Source organism: Synechococcus sp. N32 (assembly GCF_900473895.1).
GTDB lineage: Bacteria > Cyanobacteriota > Cyanobacteriia > PCC-6307 > Cyanobiaceae > Parasynechococcus.
In genome coordinates this window covers 479,621-496,662 of record NZ_UCND01000011.1, presented here as the reverse complement: position 1 = coordinate 496,662, position 17,042 = coordinate 479,621, and the positions used below count along the sequence as shown (strand labels likewise).

Here is a 17,042-nt window from a genome sequence, read left to right as displayed (position 1 = left end):
ATCGAACATAGAAAGACGAGATTGACGTGCAGCGTGGACTGGTTCGCCTAGTTACAACTGGGCGTGTCACGCAGCTCTGCACCCTCGTTCATGACAACTGCATTCCACGCGCCACCGCAAAGGCGGCGCAAAACTCTTCAGGAGGCCAGCCTCCTGGAAGGCCCGATGCTGCTTCTGAAGGGCATCCGGGGCTTCAGCTCCAACCGCGCCATGACCTGGCTCGCCTGCGCGCCCCTGGCGCTCATGGGCCTTGGCATCTTCACGCTGTCGGCCAAAGCCGAAGAGCTTCCTGAGCTCTCCGCCGCTTTCCTGGCCAACAACCTCTGGCTTCTGGTCGCCACCATCCTGGTGATCTTCATGAATGCCGGCTTCGCCATGGTCGAAGCAGGCATGTGCCGGCAAAAGAATGCCGTCAATATCCTTGCCAAAAACCTGTTCGTGTTCGCCCTCGCGGTGACCGCCTACTGGTTTGTGGGCTACTCCCTCATGTACGGCGACTCCGTCATCGGCGGCTGGCTGTATTTCGGGGGCCTCTTCTTCGACCCGACCGTCACCGCTGAGACCATCAGCGAAGCCGGCCTGGTTCCCACCGTTGATTTCCTGTTCCAGGCGGCCTTCGCCGGAACCGCAGCCACGATCGTTTCCGGTCTTGTGGCTGAGCGGATCAAGTTCGGCGAATTCGTGATCTTCGCCCTGGTGCTCACCGCAGTCATCTACCCGATTGCCGGTAGCTGGCAGTGGAACGGTGGTTGGCTCAGCGAAATGGGCTTCATCGATTTCGCTGGTTCCTCGATCGTTCACTCCGTTGGCGCCTGGGCCGGCCTCGTCGGCGCCATGCTGCTCGGACCCCGCATCGGCAAGTACGTCGACGGCAAGGTTCAGGCCATCCCTGGCCACAACATGTCCATCGCCACCCTTGGCGCCCTGATCCTCTGGATCGGCTGGTACGGCTTCAACCCCGGTTCCCAGCTGGCCATGGACCAGTGGGTTCCCTACGTGGCCGTCACCACCACCCTCGGTGCTGCCGGTGGTGCCATCGGCGCCACGGTGATCTCCACGATCACCTCCAAGAAGCCTGACCTCACCATGATCATCAACGGCATCCTGGCCGGCCTGGTGAGCGTGACTGCCGGTTGCGGCAACCTCACCCTGACGGGTTCCTGGGTGGCTGGCCTGGTGGGCGGCATCATCGTCGTCTTCTCCGTGGCCGCTCTCGATGCCGCAGGCATTGACGACCCCGTCGGCGCCTTCTCCGTGCACGGTGTGTGCGGCGTGTGGGGCACGATCGTGATCGGTCTCTGGGGCTACGACGTCCAGGGCGACGGCTCCGGCCTCGGCCTGCTGGTCGGCGGCGGCATCGACCAGCTCGGCATCCAGGCTCTGGGTGCTGCTGCCTATGCCATCTGGACCGTGGTCACCTGCTTCATCGCCTGGCAGATCATCGGCTCCCTCTTCGGCGGCATCCGCGTCACCGAACAGGAAGAGTCCGAAGGTCTGGACATCGGCGAACACGGCATGGAGGCCTACGCCGGTTTCTCCACCACCAACAACTGATTCCGCGTCGGATCTGTTGCTGTCCTCAAGCCCGGCCAAATGGCCGGGCTTTTTTACTGCCTGAAGCGCTGCTTCAGGCCACATAGAGTTGCCCCACTCCAGCGCCCTCCATGGACACCCACGCCTTCAAGCGCTCCCTCCACCATTCCGAGCGTTACAACCGGCGAGGCTTCGGGCGCGCCGAGGAAGTGGCGGAGAGCCTTGAGCAGGCCTACCAGAGCGGCCTGATCGGCACGATCCGGGACAACGGCTACCGACTGGAACACGGCCGGCTCAACGTCCGGTTGGCGGAAGCCTTCGGCTTCTGCTGGGGTGTTGAACGGGCTGTGGCGATGGCCTACGAGACCCGCAAGCACTACCCCAGCGAGCGTCTCTGGATCACGAACGAGATCATTCACAACCCTTCCGTGAATGATCACCTCAGGGAAATGGATGTGCAGTTCATCCCTGTTGAACAGGGAGTGAAGGACTTCTCAGGCGTCACCTCCGGTGATGTGGTGATCCTGCCGGCCTTTGGTGCCACCGTTCAGGAAATGCAGCTGCTGAATGAACGGGGTTGCCACATCGTTGACACGACCTGTCCCTGGGTGTCCAAGGTTTGGAACACCGTGGAGAAACACAAGAAGCACACCTTCACCTCGATCATTCACGGCAAGGTGAAGCACGAGGAGACACTGGCCACCAGCTCATTTGCCGGCACCTATCTGGTGGTGCTCGATCTGGAGGAAGCCCAGTACGTCGCCGATTACATCCTCGGCAACGGGGACCGAGATGACTTCATTCAACGGTTTGCCAAAGCCTGCTCTCCAGGGTTCGATCCCGATCGGGACCTCGAACGTCTGGGCGTGGCCAACCAGACCACGATGCTGAAGAGCGAAACGGAAGAGATCGGACGCCTGTTCGAACGCACGATGTTGAGCAAATACGGTCCAACCCAGCTCAACGACCACTTCCTGGCCTTCAACACCATCTGCGACGCCACCCAGGAGCGTCAGGACGCCATGTTCTCCCTGGTGGATGAACCCCTGGACCTGATGGTGGTGATCGGTGGTTTCAACTCCTCCAACACCACCCACCTGCAGGAGATTGCCGTCAGCCGTGGGATTCGCTCGTTCCACATCGACACGCCCGAGCGCATCGACGTCGGCACCAATTCGATCGAGCACAAACCACTGGCAGCCGACCTCTGTCGTGAGGGCGATTTCCTGCCTGAAGGCCCTGTGCGGGTGGGAATCACCTCCGGTGCTTCAACCCCGGATCGGGCGGTCGAAGAGGTGATCGAAAAACTGATGCAATTGAGCGAAAACTGAAGCGCAGAGAGCTTTACATTGGCTCATCTTTTATCGCCCTCCGCCGGCAGCTCCCCATCCGTGATGGTCTTGTCGCCCACCGAAACCGACAATCAGCTTCACGGTGCCGACCCGCAGGTGCGCTGCTACAGCAGCCACTTCGAGGATTCGATGCAGATGCTGGCGCCCCAAGCGGTGGTAGCTCGCTACCTGGATGACCATCAGAGCTGGTTTGAACGTTGTGCCAGCCCGATGCAGGTCGAGGCCATCGATCGGCAGTCCTACAGCCTGACCCTGGGGCGGTTCGGCAACTTCGGCTTCGAGGTGGAGCCCACGATCGCTCTGCGGCTGCTGCCACAGCAGGAAGGGATCTACCGGATCGAAACTGTTCGAACCGTGCCACAGTCGCTCGCCCTGCGGCATCACTACGACGTCGACTTCCGCGCGGGGATGCGCCTGATCCCTGAACAGGAGCACACCTCCGTCCAATGGGACCTGGATCTCAAGGTCTGGATCCGTCTGCCCAAGGTGATCACCATGCTCCCGGATCAGTTGGTCCAGAGCAGTGGTGATCATCTGCTCAAGCAGATTGTCCGTCAGATCTCACGACGGCTCACCTGGAAGGTCCAGGAAGATTTCCACGCCGCCCATGGCCTGAGCTGCCCACCGCGTCAGCGGGCAGCCTTCTGAAGGATCTTCAGCGGTTGGTCCAGATTTTGTTGACGATCTCCATGCCGCTGACGGCCTGCCAGAGGAACAGCGTGAGCATGCCCATGTTCAGGCCCACATGAGCCTTGCGCGCAATCACATTGCCCCGCTGCATCAGGGGTGAGAGCGAGGCGGCAACGGCGATCATCCCGGTCATGGCAAGACCCACCAGCAGGTGCGGACCGACAAACAACTTGCCGTTGTTCAGATAGGTGACCGCCATGCCACCCAGGGTCCCGAGGGTCATCACGGCCAGCAGGATGCTGCCCCAGAGGTAGTGGCGCTGGGCGAACTTTTTCGGCACCAGTTCTTTGCGCTGTTCTGGGGTACCGGTGCGCGTTTTCTTGGCCTTGATCCCCAGGTAGAGAGCCCAACCACCAACGGCGAGCAGGCCCCACTCCGCTAGGGGGTGAGCGAAATTGAGGCTGAAGGGGAGGGTGGCGAGCATTGAAGGGGACTCTTCAGTGCCGCGAGGCTAGGGGGCCGGCGGCCCCCACCAGCGTCAATGCAGGAAATGGCGGCGCCCCGTGAGCTGCATCGCCAGGCCGAGCTCATCGCAAGCTTTGATCGAATCGGCATCGCGCATGCTCCCACCGGGATGAATCACAGCGGTGATGCCGTGGCTGGCAGCCAGACGCACCGTGTCGTCAAACGGGAAGAAACCATCACTGGCCAGAACAGCCCCCTGGGCTTTCTCACCCGCAGCCTCCAGGGCAATCCGCGCTGAGCCCACGCGATTCATCTGACCAGCACCCACGCCGAGGCTCTGGCCATCCTTGGCCACAACGATGGCGTTGGAGCGAACGTGACGCACCAAGCGCCAGGCAAATTCCAGGTCCTGCTTTTCCTGCGGCGTGGGCGGCCGCTGGCTGGCCACGGTCCAGTCGGCCGGGGTGATCGCCTGGTCATCGAGGTCCTGAACCAGGAGACCACCCAGGATGCTGCGCACGTGATCGGGGCCGGCCAGGTCAATGGCCTGCGGAGCAAGTTCCAACAGGCGCAGATTGGCTTTGGCCGCCAGCACCTCCCGTGCCTCGGGCGTGAAGCCCGGTGCCACGACGCATTCCAGAAACAGGCTGGTGAGCTCACGGGCCGCCGTGGCTTCCACCACACCATTGATGGCGATGATGCCGCCGAAGGCACTCACCCGATCGGCATCCAGGGCCCGCGTCAGTGCAGCAGGAATCGAAGCTCCAATCGCCACACCACAGGGGTTGGTGTGCTTGACGACCACGGACGCAGGCTGCAACGCCGGTGCGGAACCGTCGGCTCCGTAGCCGAACTCCCGCACCGTGGCGAGGGCCGCCTCGAGATCCAACAGGTTGTTGGTGCTCAGCTCCTTGCCCTGCAGCTGAATGGCCCCGCCCCAACCCTGTTTGGGATGGCTGAACCAACGCGCTTTCTGGTGGGGATTTTCTCCGTACCGAAGGGTCTGCCGCAGCGGCACCGCCTCCAGCCAGGGGCTGTCTTCTGCGGCGGTTTGGTCGGCCATCCAGCGGCTGATCGCCGTGTCGTACGACGCCGTGTGCTGAAACGCTTCAAGAGCCAGTTGGCGCCGCAGCTCTGAAGGCACGCTCCCGCCCGACTCCGCCATGGCGGTCAACAGACGGTCGTATTGGTCAGGGCTGGTGAGAACAGCCACATCAGCATGGTTTTTGGCAGCCGCCCGAACCATGGCGGGGCCACCGATGTCGATGTTCTCGATCGCCTGATCCCAGGTGACGTCAGGCCGAGCAATCGTTTCGCGGAAGGGATAGAGGTTGACCACCACCACATCGATGGGGGCGATGTTCTGCTGCTCAAGATCGGCCTGGTGGGACGCTTCGCCCCGCTTGGCCAGAATCCCGCCATGCACCCTTGGATGGAGTGTTTTCACACGACCGCCAAGAATTTCTGGAGCCCCGGTGTGCTCCGACACACGGGTCACCGGAAGGCCGGCCTGCTCGAGCACCTTGGCCGTGCCCCCACTGGAGAGCAGCTGATAGCCATGGGTCCGATGCAGGGCCTCCGCCAGGGGCACCAGCCCGGATTTATCGGAAACACTCAGCAGAGCGACAGGAGCCATCGAAGGGTCGTGACTGGGTCGTGAGCCAACCTACGCAGCAGTGATGCTCATGCCCCATGGATGGCCGACTGGTACTGCTCCACGGCTGGGGAGCCAACGGAGAGGATCTCAAGCCCCTGGGCGATCGCCTGGCGCGAGAGTGTTCCAAGACCCTTGATGTGGTGTGCCTGGAGGCTCCTGAGCTCCATCCCGACCAACCGGGAGGGCGTCAGTGGTATGGCCTGTTCCCAGCCCAGTGGGATGCCGTGCCCTCGGCCGTTGAGCGCCTCAAGGCTCAACTTCAGAGCCTGAGCAGCTCAGGCCTTGGACTCGAACGAACGGTGCTGTTCGGCTTTTCCCAGGGGGGAGCCATGGCCCTGGAAGGCGGCTGCGCCCTGCCGATCGCAGGGCTGATCAGCTGCAGCGGCTATCCACACCCCAACTGGGCTCCGCCCCAGCAACACCCCCCTGTGTTGCTGATGCATGGTTCAGACGATCCCGTGGTGCCGTTCCAGGCCATGCAGTCGATCGCTGCGCAGTTGCAGTCCGATCAATGTCAGACAGTTCCATTCAAAAACGGCCACACCATCCCTGATGAGACGGTGCAGCCGATCCTGATGTTTATCGAGCGTGTTCTGGAGAACGCCTGATCAAACGAAGGCGTATTCGTACTCCTCCATTTCCTCCCAATCATCCGCGCCAAGCTCGAGCCCCTCGAAGAGCTTGTCTTCACCGATGGAATCAACAATCGTGCGCAATGAGGGGAAGAGGAAATGGTTCTCTTCGGCGTATTGAGCGCTGAACAGACCTTTCTCACCCCAGAAGAAGCGGTCGGTGGTGTGCTCATTGCGGCGCACATTCAGCAACGCCGGAGGCACCAGTCCACCCTCAGCTATATAACGACGAGCGGCCGTCACGGGCTTGTACTCACCGGTTTCGAGGTGATGGGTTGGCACATGGGCCAGGACCCGCTGACCTGCCAGGCGACGACGGCTAATGCGCTTGCGCTTCTTGGACATGGAAGGGCTCCGGTACGAAAGGAAGAACGGGGTGGATCGTCAGAACAAACAGGTGCCGTCGGCGCGAAAACGCCAGACGCAAGGGAAGCGTCGAGGCAATTGCAGACACACCACAATCACCGGCAGGACACCAACACCCAAGCGGGAACCAGCGGAGGACACTGCAACCTCTGCTGTAGCTTTGGTTGCGAAGCAATTGCAACCGTTGCGAGAGCTGGCGGGCGTCTGTTCATGGTGAACAGCGCCTCGGTCGATAAGAGGATCTTAAGACTTTTCCCAGATTTTTCAAGTCCCCCTGGCGCAGGCTTGCCCAAGCGCCTGAATTGATCGTCCGGAACTGATGCAGCTCACCGATCGATTCTTCGATTTCACCGATCAACAGCTGGCTGATCTAACCGCCAAAGAAGGCATCCAGCATCTGGGGCTGTACGTCAGTGCGCCACCCAATCAGCAAGGCCCGCCACTGCTGCTGATCCGGCAATGGTCAGCCAATGAACGATCGCTTCCCCCTGCCGACGCAGACCCGAACCTGCGCCTGCCGCACGAGAGTCGGCGCTGGTACCCCCTCCAGGATGCCGGTCTGATCCTGGGAGCCCTGCGCGCGGACCTGGATCCGCAGCGGAGCTGGACGCTGACCCTGGACCAACGGATGCGGCGCAGTGCCGCCGCCATCAGCCACGCCCTGGGGCGTGACCTTGAATGCCTGCAACTTCGCCAGGAACTCAGCCAGCAAAACGAGCAGCTGCGCACCCTCGTACATCAGCTGCGCAATCCACTGGCTGCCCTGCGCACCTACGCCCAACTGCTGCTGCGGCGGCTCGAAGCCGACAGCTCCCACCGTCCACTCGTGGAGGGAATGCTCTCGGAACAACGCCAACTCGGCCAATACATCGACGTGCTCGATGACCTCGGGCAACAACGTCTCCCCGAACAGGACCCCCTTGGCCCCACCCTGTTGCCCCCCGGGCCTGCCGAAGGTGAGGCCACCATGCAAACCCTGCTGATGCCTCTGCTGGAGCGGGCGGAAGCGACGGCAAGCCTGCAGGGCCGCTCCTGGCGGGGACCAGACCTGTGGCCCCAGTGGATTGATCAACCGTCCCAGGACGGAACGATCGCGGAGATCATCGCCAACCTTCTTGAGAATGCCTTCCGTTACAGCCCAGCGGGCTGCAGCGTGGGGCTGTGCCTGTTACCCGATGGGCTCTGCGTCTGGGACAACGGGCCGCCGATTCCCCTCGAGGAGCGCGACCTGATTTTCGAGCGGGGAGCACGGGGGTCCACCGGACAGGACCGGGCGGGCACCGGCCTTGGCCTCGCCCTTGCACGCTCCCTGGCGGAGCAGCAGGGCCGCAAGCTCACGCTCTGCGTGGAGCCTTCCACAATCGCTCCGGATCTGCCCACTCAGGGCAATGCATTCGTCCTCAGCTGGCCGGCAGGAGCAAGGCCAGACCCAACAACGTGACCATCTCGGTGAGCACAAGAACCGCGCCATAGCTGTCACCGGTGTGCCCCCCCAGGCGTCGCCCAAGGCTCTGGGCGACAAGGATCGCCACCACGCCCCCCAGGAGAAGGGGCAGGGGCCCCACCCAACCGGCCAAGAGAAGCACCACCAGAAGTGAAGGCAGGGCATCCCAGAGCGGCCTGCCCTGCTCGCGATGAAACGCTGCGGTTCCATCCGCGCGGAGGTAGTCGAAACGTGCCATGGCCCAGAGCGGCGCCACCCGGGCCCAGAACGCCGCAAGGCAGAGCCCGAGCGGGGCCTGCCCCCCCAGCTGGATCAATGCCGCAACCTGTAGCAGCAGCACCATCACGAGAGCCAGCACACCACTGGCGCCCACCCGGCTGTCCTCCATCGCCTCGAGCCGCCGCTCCGCTGGCGCCCCGAGGCCATCCGCCGTGTCAATCAGGCCGTCGTGGTGCAAGCCACCACTGAGCTGGATGCCGAGAGCCACCACGCAAAGGGCACAGGCTGCCGGAGGCCAGGAGAGCCTGGACAGACCAATCCAGAGCAGCCCCTGCAACGCACCGATCAGCAGCCCCATCCAGGGGGCGAAGCGGGCAATGCGCTGAAAGGAGGGCTGCGGCCAGGGCCATGCGGGCAGCACCGTGTAGAAGATCCAGGCTCCCGCCAGATCGGAAAGCCAGGGCGGAACGATCCTGGGAATGGGGCGAGGGATGCAATCGGCCCTCACCGTAGGGTCAATGCAGGGGCGGATCAGTCGTGTTCGGCTTCGAAATCAACGCGCATTGCGCAAACACATCAGCACGGTGCGGCACCTTTGAGACCCCGCATGGGCCAGTGCACACACCACGCTTCATGCCGGTGGGAACCCTGGCCACCGTCAAGGGCATCAGCACGGAGCAGCTGGGGCGCACGGGAGCACAGATGGTGCTCTCGAACACTTACCACCTGCACTTGCAACCGGGGGAGGAGATCGTGGCGGCTGCCGGTGGCCTGCACCGGTTCATGGGCTGGAACGGTCCGATGCTTACCGACTCCGGCGGCTTTCAGGTGTTCAGCCTGGGAGATCTGAACAAGATCGATGACCGTGGGGTGGTGTTCCGAAACCCCCGCGATGGACGCACCATCGACATGACCCCGGAACATGCCACCCAGATCCAGATGGCCCTCGGGGCGGATGTGGCCATGGCCTTCGACCAGTGCCCGCCCTATCCGGCGACGGAGAACGACGTCATCGATGCCTGTCGCCGCACGCATGCCTGGCTCGAGCGCTGCGTCACAGCCCACACCCGCGAGGATCAGGCGCTGTTCGGCATCGTTCAGGGCGGCTGTTTCCCCCATCTGCGGCGGGAGAGTGCCATGGCCGTCGCCTCCTTTGATCTGCCGGGCATTGCCGTCGGTGGCGTCAGCGTTGGTGAGCCCGCTGAGGAGATGCATCGCATCGTGCGGGATGTCACGCCCCTGCTTCCTTCGCACAAACCGCGTTACCTGATGGGCATCGGCACCCTGCGCGAGATGGCCATTGCCGTGGCCAACGGGATCGACCTGTTCGACTGCGTCCTGCCCACCCGACTCGGCCGTCATGGCACCGCCCTGGTGGGCGGTGAACGTTGGAACCTGCGCAATGCACGCTTCCGCCACGACCACACTCCCCTGGATCCGAGCTGCTCCTGCGTGGCCTGCACCGGTCACACCCGGGCCTACCTGCATCACCTGATTCGCAGCGAGGAGCTTCTGGGCCTCACCTTATTGAGCATTCACAACATCACCCATTTGGTGCGTTTCACCTCGGCCATGGCACAAGCAATTCGCGACGGCTGTTTTTCAGAGGATTTCGCTCCTTGGGAGCCAGACTCGCCAGCCCATCACACGTGGTAGCGTCCAGCCCAACGCCTTTTTGATGCAAGGGATGGCCGCCTTCACCCTCGACCTGCTGGCACAGCTGCCCGAGGCCTATCAGGCCTTCTCTCCGCTGATCGACATTCTCCCGTTGATCCCGGTCTTCTTCCTGCTCCTGGCCTTCGTTTGGCAGGCCTCTGTGGGCTTCCGCTGAAGCCTCAGCCCATCTGGATCACCTTCAGAACAAACGCTGGCAGCGACAGCATTCGTTGCCAGCGTGATGGCTCCTGCATGAGCCGATACAGCCATTCAAGTTGCATCCGGCACATCCAGCCGGGGGCACGTTTCTTGATACCGGCCCAGACGTCAAAACTGCCGCCGACACCCATCCACAGTCCTGGCTGCCCGGTGGCCACGCGTTCCGACCAGGTTTCCTGGCGCGGCACCCCCAGGGCCACCAGAACGAGATCCGGCTTCAACGCCCTGAGCTGAGCCTCAACGCCCGGCCAGGCCTCGGGGGCTTGATAACCGTCCACCGCGAGCGCCAGGTTGAGGCCACGGATGCGTTGCGGCAACTCCGCACGCAGTGTTGCCATCACCTCAGGTGTCGCCCCCACCAGCGCCACACTCCATTGGTGGGCTGCGGCGTACTCCAGCAAGGTCCACGCCAGTTCAATGCCGGCAGTTTTGACAACCCGGATCTGCTGACGGCCCAGGGCCCAGACCACGCCCGCTCCATCCGGGATCACCAGATCAGCGGTTCCGATCGCCTGCCCCAAAGCGGCATCGGCCCGAGCCGACATCGTCATCTCAGCGTTGAGGGTGACGATGCGTCCGCCGCCCCGTGAATGCAGACCGAGAGCAGCTGCACAGACATCACGGCAGGCATCCACCGGCACGCCGAGCACCTGGCAACGGCGACGGTCGTCGGGAGCAGTGCTGACAGAGTCCATGGCCATGGGGCTGCGTTGGAGAATTTAGGGGTGGTGATGCATGAGGGCATGGTTGTGACGACGACGGAAACCCTTCCGCAGAACCACTCCGCCACCCTTAAGCGTCTGGATCAATCCATCCAACGGGTGGTTCTCGATCGGCAGGACCCGATCAGTGGCCTGCTCCCCGCCAGCACCGCTCACACCATTCATGGCAACTACGGCGATGCCTGGGTGCGGGACTGCGTCTATTCGGTGCAGTGCGTCTGGGGACTGGCCCTGGCCCACCGCCGTGAGCAGGGGCAGAACAGCCTGCGCGCCTGGGAGCTGGAGCAGCGGGTAGTGGCCCTCATGCGCGGCCTGATGCGCTCGATGATGCGGCAGGCCGAGAAGGTGGAGCGCTTCAAAGAGAGCCTTAACCCCCTCGACGCCCTTCACGCCAAATACGACAGTTGCACCGGCGAGCCGGTGGTGGCCGACGACGCCTGGGGGCATCTCCAACTCGATGCCACCTCCCTGTTTCTGCTGCAGCTGGCGCAGTTAACCAAGGGCGACTGCGCGGTGGTGCAAAGCCGTGATGAAGTGGATTTCCTCCAAAACCTGGTGCACTACATCGCCAGGGCCTACCGCACTCCCGACTATGGGATCTGGGAACGGGGCGACAAAGGCAACCATGGTTTACCGGAGCGCAATGCCAGCTCCATCGGCATGGCCAAAGCCGCCCTGGAGGCACTCGATGGGCTTGACCTCTACGGCCCCCATGGCGACGGCAGCTGCATCCTGCTGATTCCCCAAGGGGCCATCGTGCGCCTCCGTCGCGCCCTGCAAGGGCTCCTGCCGCGGGAATCCGCCAGCAAGGAAGCCGACAGTGCCTGCCTCTCAGTGATTGGTTATCCCGCCTGGGCCGTGGAAGATGCCGCCCTGGTGGAGCGCACCGGCCGGCGGATTCGACGGGAACTCGGCGGGGCTTATGGCTACAAACGCTTCCTCCGGGATGGTCACCAGACGGCGGTGGAAGACGTCAACCGCCTGCACTACGAACCAGAGGAGCTCGCCGCCTTTGAAGGAATCGAGTCGGAGTGGCCGTTGTTTCTGGCCTTCGAACTGGTGACCGCATGCTGCGAAAGACGCTGGGAGGAGGCCCGGCGCCTGCACAGCCAGCTCAAGACCCTGGCCGTTGAACAGGACGGCGAACGCCTCTACCCCGAGCTTTATCAGGTGCCGGCCAGTGCCGTCGATCAGGAACGGCTCAATCCAGGCAGCCAAGAGCGGGTGGCCAACACCAACCTGCCGCTGATCTGGACCCAGAGCCTGGTGTGGCTTGGGGAAATGCTGCTGGACGATCTGATCCGTCCCGAGGACATTGACCCCTGTGGACGCAGGGAGCCGCAGTCGCTCGGCGCCGACAGTGTTCTTGTGGCAATGGCTGCGGAGACGGATGACGTGCGCCAGGCGCTGCTGGCCGCCGAGGTGCCGATCGACCCAACCTCAATGATTTCCGTGCAGTCGTCCGACGAGCTGAAGCAACGGTTGAAAGCCGCCGGCACCAATCCGCGGCTTGAGCTCACCGGGCGCCCCGGGCACCGGGTGGAAACCGAGGACACGGCTCGGGTCTACCGCCAGGACGGCGCCATCAGTGTGTTCACCCCATCCGTGCTGGAAGACGTCAGCAGCTATCTGGCCGATGACCCGGAGGAGCTGGTTGAAACTGTTGTGGACGAGCTGCATCTGCTGCAACGGCACTGGCGCGGCATGGGACGTCCTCTTCTGGTGATCCCCATTCGCGACGCAGCCCTCCAGCAGCACCGCGACGTCATCCTCAAACTGGCCCGGCAACTCGGCAGCGGCGTCATTGAAAGCATCCCCGTCCGCTTGGGCTGCCTCAGTGAACTGGTGGATCAAGCGCAGGAGGTGCAGCTGCCGCCGCTCCAACAGAAACCGGTGCCACGCTCCGAGCCAGCCAAGCCGCTTCTGCGTGACGCCACCGATCTCCGGGATCTGACCGCCGCAGAGGAGCAGGAGCTGGATGACACACCGATCGAACAATTGAGCCAGCGCCTCTGGAACAGTGCGCTGCTGCATGAACAGGCGGAAGTGCTCGAGTTGCTGCAACGGCGTCTTGGCCCCCAGGGGATTCAACGCAGCCCCGAGGGCCATCCGGTGGCCCTGCGCACCCTGCTTGAGGAGGTCTATCAACGGGGCTTGCGTTGTGAAGACTGGAATGTGGTGCGGCGCTGTGCTGGCGCCATGGGAATGGTGCATCCCCAACTCGAAGATGCCCTCACCGATCTTCTCGTGCGTCAGAAACAGGTGGTGGTGGGGCGCAACTACACCGGCGACTCCCGGCTGCGTCAGCCGATGGACAGTGCCGCCATCGCCGAGCGGATTGAAACCACCAGCGGAATCGACGGCCGTGAACGCATGCTCGAACAGGAGCTCCTGCTCGCCCTCGACAGCGTGGCGCGGCGGGAGCCAGCGCTGCTGAAGGGGAGCCTCACCCTGCAGCTGGGGCAGCTGATGCTGCTGCTGACATCAGAGCTGGCCGTGGAGAAAACGCTCAGTCAGGACGAAGCCTTTGAAGCCCTCTGCAGCGAAGCACCCCACGCGATTCGCAAGCGCTTGCGCGCCGTGCTCGCTGATGTGGACCATGCCAGAGCAGCCTTGCAACGCGGCGAACAGCTGCACGTGAGCGGCCGAGTGCAGTGGTCAGTGCCTGACCCGTTGGAGGAAACACCGGGGGGTGGGGACTGGCTTCAACACCGCATCCGCCTGGGTTCCTTCCAGAAAGTTCCCCGCGATTTCTATGCCGGGATCTGGTCGCTGCTGCAGCACTGCCGCGGCCTGGTGATTGGCGACAAGCTGGAGCGGCGCAATCGCCTTAACAGCAGCCTCATCCTCGAGAAGACGCCAGGGGAGCGCAATTTCGCTGCCCAGGTTGACCATTTGCTCAGTCGGATCAAGGCACCGGAATACCGACAACTCTGCAGCGAATGCCTGCTTTCGCTGATGGCCTTTGTCGAAGCCAATCCAGAGGTGCGCTTCGAGGATGACCTGGCCCTCGACGTGGTGATCGGTCATGCCGTCAGGGTGGGCTGGCAGCAGAGCCATCCCTCTCTTCGTCCAGAGAACTACCCGCAACACAAGGCCCAGGCCTGGGGGCAGTTTTATCGGTCCTCACCCGGTGACTGCCGCCGCTGGCAGGTCACGGCGTTGCGGGAACTGGCCGAAGAGCAGGGGCTGGTGTAATCCCAGTGAAAGCCCTCAGATCGGTGCGCACAGGGGCGCTCCCGTATCCGGATGTTCAACGGCCTGCTCGATCAGGTCTGCCAATTTGAGAGCCCGCGAGGCCTGAAGACCATCCACCGCAGGGGTCTCCCGGCCGCGAACGCACTGCAGAAAATGCTCGAGCTCGGCATAGAGCGGTTCGATCGAGGTGGTGCTCACCTCCTCGATGAAGCCATCATTCCGATACAGCAGCTCGCCGTGATCAGCGGAATACCACTCGTGAGCCCGGCGGTGGATGTGCAGGGTGTGGTTGAGGAAATCCGTCTCCACCAGGCTCGAACGGCAATGGGCACTAAGGCTCCGGATTTTTCGGTGGCTCATCTTGCTCGCCGTCAGGCTGGCCACAACACCGTTCTCGAAACCCAACGTGGCGTTGACGTAATCGATCGGGCCTTCGGCACTGCGACCACCGGCAGCGGCAAGCCGTACCACCGGTGCCTTTGCCAGCTCCAGCACGAGGTCGATGTCATGGATCATCAGATCCAGCACCACAGAGACGTCATTGGCCCGATCGGAGTGGGGGCTGTGGCGACGCGCCTCAAGAACCACCACCTCCTCGTTGGCCACCACCTTGGTGAGCTCACGGAAGGCAGGGTTGAACCGCTCGATGTGGCCCACTTGCAGCAGACACCCCGCCGCTGAAGCGGCCTCGATCAGTGCTGTGGCCTCGTCCTGACTAGCCGCAATCGGCTTTTCAATCAGAACGTGCACACCCGCACGCAGGCAGGCCAGACCGACGGGATGGTGCAGCAGCGTGGGGACCGCGATGCAGACGGCCTCCACCTCCGAGAGCATGGCGTTGTAGTCGGCGAACCAGCGACAGCCGAATTGCTCAGTGGCGAGCTTGCCGCGCTCAGCATCCGGATCCGCGACGCCCACCAGATCGGCATCCCGCAGAAGGCTGAGCACCCGCGCGTGGTGCCAGCCCATGTTGCCGATGCCGATCACCCCGACCTTGACTGGGACCATGGGGTCGGGAGACATCAGCGCAGGCGGTCGATTGGGGGAAGACTATCGGCCTTCAGTCGGAATCTTCCTCTGAGCTGGGGAGAACAAGCCGGACCCGCTCGATCCGCGGCCCGGCCATGGCTGTGATCTCGAACTGCAAGCCGTTGAAATGAAGACCTTCCCCCGCGGACGGAATGTGCTGGAGCCGCTCCAGCAGGAAGCCCGCCAGGGTGTGATGGTCATCGGCCTCGGGCAGATCGAGATCGAGCTGTCGATTGAGCTCGAAAATCTCCAGATCTCCGGCCACCAGCCAGGCACCGGGGCAGTCCTTCTCTTCGATCAGATCCGGTTCATCGGTCTCGGCGGGATCCTCATCACCAACGATTTCTCCGGTGAGATCAGCTGCGGTCACCAGCCCCTCGGTGCCGCCGTGTTCATCCACCACCAGCAGCAGCGGCTGACCGCTGCGGATCATCGGCAGCAGTTCCGCCAGCGTGCAGGTCTCCAGCACGGGCACCGCAGGCTGGAGATAGGGCTCGAGCAACGAATCGGCCTGCAATTCGCCCCGCGCAATCGGTTCGGCCATCTGACGCAGATCCAGCACACCGCGCACGTCATCCAACGACTGGCCGATCACTGGGAAGCGGGCATGACGGGTGTGGTGCACGGCCTCCATCATTTCCGCGAAACGAACCGTGGCCGGCAGGGTGACCATCCCGGAGCGCGGCACCATCACCTCCCGCACCTGGGTGTCCCGCAGGGCGAAGACACCTTCCAGGATGTTCTTCTCATCTGGGAATAACCCCGTGACCCGTCCGGATTCCACCAGGGTTTCCAGTTCACCAGCTGAAAGGGCTGGCACCAGCACATCCCATTGGGGAGCCAGGCCAAGCAGGCGCATCAACAGGCCCGCCAGCGCCTCAAGCAGGTTGAGCAGTGGAGCCAGGCAGCGCATCACCACCTCCAGCAGCGGCACCAGGCGAAGCGCCGAAGATTCCGGACGGTTCAACACCCAGGCCTTGGGTAGCAAACCAGCCACCAGCGTGGCCAGCAGCACGATGCTGAGGAACAAGGCTGTATCGCGCCAAGCGACACCCACAGACCCATCTGACCAGAGCCGCCCCCCCAGACCACGGCCAGCCCAGCCAAGGGCCACCAGAGCGAGGGTTGCACCCAGTTGAGACACCAGCAGAGCGCGCCGCAGGCGTCGCTGAAGACGCTGGATGGAACGGGCCCCGGCCTGCTCTTCCTCGACGAGCACTTCAACGCGGCTTGGGCGTAGCCGCAGCAGGGCCACTTCTGCAGCCGCGAAGAAGGCCGGCAGAACCAGCAGAACAGCCAGCAGAAGAAGCCGCATCAACAGGGGGGAATGGGGGTCGCGAGGATCGAACTCGCCTTAGGCGAATTATGAGTTCGCTGCATTCACCAGATTGCTAGACCCCCTTGGGGAGAGTGTTACCACAGGGGAGTTACGCCGGGGAAGTGATCGTCCGAGGGCGCATCCGGCACGGCTTCGATGGTCTCGGTGGCCGCCAGGCTGCCATTGAAACCGCTCGAGATGTCCAGGGTTCGCATCGGCAACGGCGGACTCTGCTCCTCCAGCAGAGCTCCCGTCGTGTTCTGAAGTGCAGACCCATCCCAGATCAGTGTCTGGTCGGGGAAGCCGAATCCCATGAACCGGTTCCCCTCGATGCCGCCAACCGCGATCCCCAGAACATCGGTCAATTGATGTAAGGGGTCCACGCCCCGGGCCATGGGTGAGGTCCAGGTGTAAAAGCGACGGCTGACCAGCTCACTGGTGGTCTCCGTGGGGTGGCACACCGTGACTTCGACGGGAGCAGAACCACTGCCGGGCGGAGGCGCCTCAACACTGGTGGTACAGACCAACGGACCCGCCAACACCGATGGGCCGGCGAGCAAAAGCAGGCTCGAACCAAAGAACGACCGCAGCAGCACCGGATG

16 protein-coding genes and 1 tRNA gene are annotated in these 17,042 nt (G+C 63.2%); 8 read left to right on the top strand and 9 right to left on the bottom strand.

From position 1 onward, the window contains the following. The first annotated feature begins 90 nt into the window (after positions 1-90). From DXY35_RS06165 to DXY35_RS06155, 3 genes are all read left to right on the top strand, one after another. Positions 91-1,554 (top strand): ammonium transporter, encoded by a 1,464-nt coding sequence (locus DXY35_RS06165; protein ID WP_115081552.1) that lies wholly within the window; start codon positions 91-93, stop codon positions 1,552-1,554. A 110-nt stretch (positions 1,555-1,664) separates the two neighbouring features. After that, a complete protein-coding gene (locus DXY35_RS06160) occupies positions 1,665-2,864 on the top strand; it encodes a 4-hydroxy-3-methylbut-2-enyl diphosphate reductase (RefSeq protein ID WP_115081551.1) in 1,200 nt (399 codons plus the stop codon). A gap of 60 nt (positions 2,865-2,924) precedes the next feature. After that, complete coding sequence (locus DXY35_RS06155) at positions 2,925-3,533, top strand: DUF1997 domain-containing protein (protein WP_115081550.1); 609 nt, start codon at positions 2,925-2,927, stop codon at positions 3,531-3,533. Positions 3,534-3,540: 7 nt separating this feature from the next. On the opposite strand, the gene DXY35_RS06150 is transcribed toward DXY35_RS06155, so the two are convergent. Next, positions 3,541-3,999: a DUF4079 domain-containing protein gene (locus DXY35_RS06150; protein ID WP_114988117.1), complete on the bottom strand. Its 459-nt coding sequence runs from the start codon at positions 3,997-3,999 to the stop codon at positions 3,541-3,543. 54 nt (positions 4,000-4,053) lie between these two features. After that, complete coding sequence (purH, locus tag DXY35_RS06145) at positions 4,054-5,616, bottom strand: bifunctional phosphoribosylaminoimidazolecarboxamide formyltransferase/IMP cyclohydrolase (protein WP_115081549.1); 1,563 nt, start codon at positions 5,614-5,616, stop codon at positions 4,054-4,056. Positions 5,617-5,672: 56 nt separating this feature from the next. On the opposite strand from purH, the gene DXY35_RS06140 reads away from it, so the two are divergent. Further along, a complete protein-coding gene (locus DXY35_RS06140) occupies positions 5,673-6,245 on the top strand; it encodes an alpha/beta hydrolase (protein ID WP_115081548.1) in 573 nt (190 codons plus the stop codon). Here DXY35_RS06140 and DXY35_RS06135 read toward each other — a convergent pair whose 3' ends face one another. Further along, positions 6,246-6,614 (bottom strand): DUF3155 domain-containing protein, encoded by a 369-nt coding sequence (locus tag DXY35_RS06135; protein ID WP_011363271.1) that lies wholly within the window; start codon positions 6,612-6,614, stop codon positions 6,246-6,248. A 340-nt stretch (positions 6,615-6,954) separates the two neighbouring features. Here DXY35_RS06135 and DXY35_RS06130 point away from each other — a divergent pair, with 340 nt between their 5' ends. Beyond that, positions 6,955-8,076, top strand: coding sequence for a sensor histidine kinase KdpD (locus tag DXY35_RS06130; protein WP_115081547.1), 1,122 nt, complete (start codon positions 6,955-6,957; stop codon positions 8,074-8,076). Here the strand turns inward: DXY35_RS06130 and cobS are convergent. Continuing rightward, on the bottom strand, positions 8,036-8,806 hold the full coding sequence (gene cobS / locus DXY35_RS06125; protein WP_115081546.1) for an adenosylcobinamide-GDP ribazoletransferase: 771 nt from the start codon (positions 8,804-8,806) through the stop codon (positions 8,036-8,038). The genes DXY35_RS06130 and cobS overlap by 41 nt on opposite strands. Before the next feature lie 29 nt (positions 8,807-8,835). Between cobS and tgt the strand changes: the two genes are divergently transcribed. Then, entirely contained in the window at positions 8,836-9,954 is a 1,119-nt protein-coding gene (gene tgt, locus DXY35_RS06120; protein WP_115081545.1) for a tRNA guanosine(34) transglycosylase Tgt, read from the top strand. Between the two features lie 31 nt (positions 9,955-9,985). Then, positions 9,986-10,129, top strand: coding sequence for a photosystem II reaction center protein K (locus DXY35_RS06115; RefSeq protein ID WP_025362038.1), 144 nt, complete (start codon positions 9,986-9,988; stop codon positions 10,127-10,129). 4 nt (positions 10,130-10,133) lie between these two features. Here DXY35_RS06115 and DXY35_RS06110 read toward each other — a convergent pair whose 3' ends face one another. Further along, positions 10,134-10,868 carry a WecB/TagA/CpsF family glycosyltransferase gene (locus DXY35_RS06110; protein WP_115081628.1) on the bottom strand — a complete coding sequence of 245 codons (735 nt, stop codon included), beginning with the start codon at positions 10,866-10,868 and terminating at the stop codon, positions 10,134-10,136. Between the two features lie 48 nt (positions 10,869-10,916). Here DXY35_RS06110 and DXY35_RS06105 point away from each other — a divergent pair, with 48 nt between their 5' ends. After that, positions 10,917-14,093 carry a glycoside hydrolase family 15 protein gene (locus DXY35_RS06105; RefSeq protein WP_170950535.1) on the top strand — a complete coding sequence of 1,059 codons (3,177 nt, stop codon included), beginning with the start codon at positions 10,917-10,919 and terminating at the stop codon, positions 14,091-14,093. A gap of 15 nt (positions 14,094-14,108) precedes the next feature. Here the strand turns inward: DXY35_RS06105 and DXY35_RS06100 are convergent, their stop codons facing one another. The 4 genes from DXY35_RS06100 to DXY35_RS06090 form a co-directional block, all read right to left on the bottom strand. Then, positions 14,109-15,116, bottom strand: a complete 1,008-nt coding sequence (locus DXY35_RS06100; RefSeq protein WP_115081544.1) for a Gfo/Idh/MocA family protein — start codon at positions 15,114-15,116, stop codon at positions 14,109-14,111. A 37-nt stretch (positions 15,117-15,153) separates the two neighbouring features. After that, on the bottom strand, positions 15,154-16,437 hold the full coding sequence (locus DXY35_RS06095; protein WP_115081543.1) for a hemolysin family protein: 1,284 nt from the start codon (positions 16,435-16,437) through the stop codon (positions 15,154-15,156). A gap of 13 nt (positions 16,438-16,450) precedes the next feature. Then, a tRNA-Ile gene (locus tag DXY35_RS12645) sits at positions 16,451-16,523 on the bottom strand. A 12-nt stretch (positions 16,524-16,535) separates the two neighbouring features. Then, complete coding sequence (locus tag DXY35_RS06090; protein WP_244272941.1) at positions 16,536-17,036, bottom strand: hypothetical protein; 501 nt, start codon at positions 17,034-17,036, stop codon at positions 16,536-16,538. Positions 17,037-17,042: the final 6 nt, after the last annotated feature.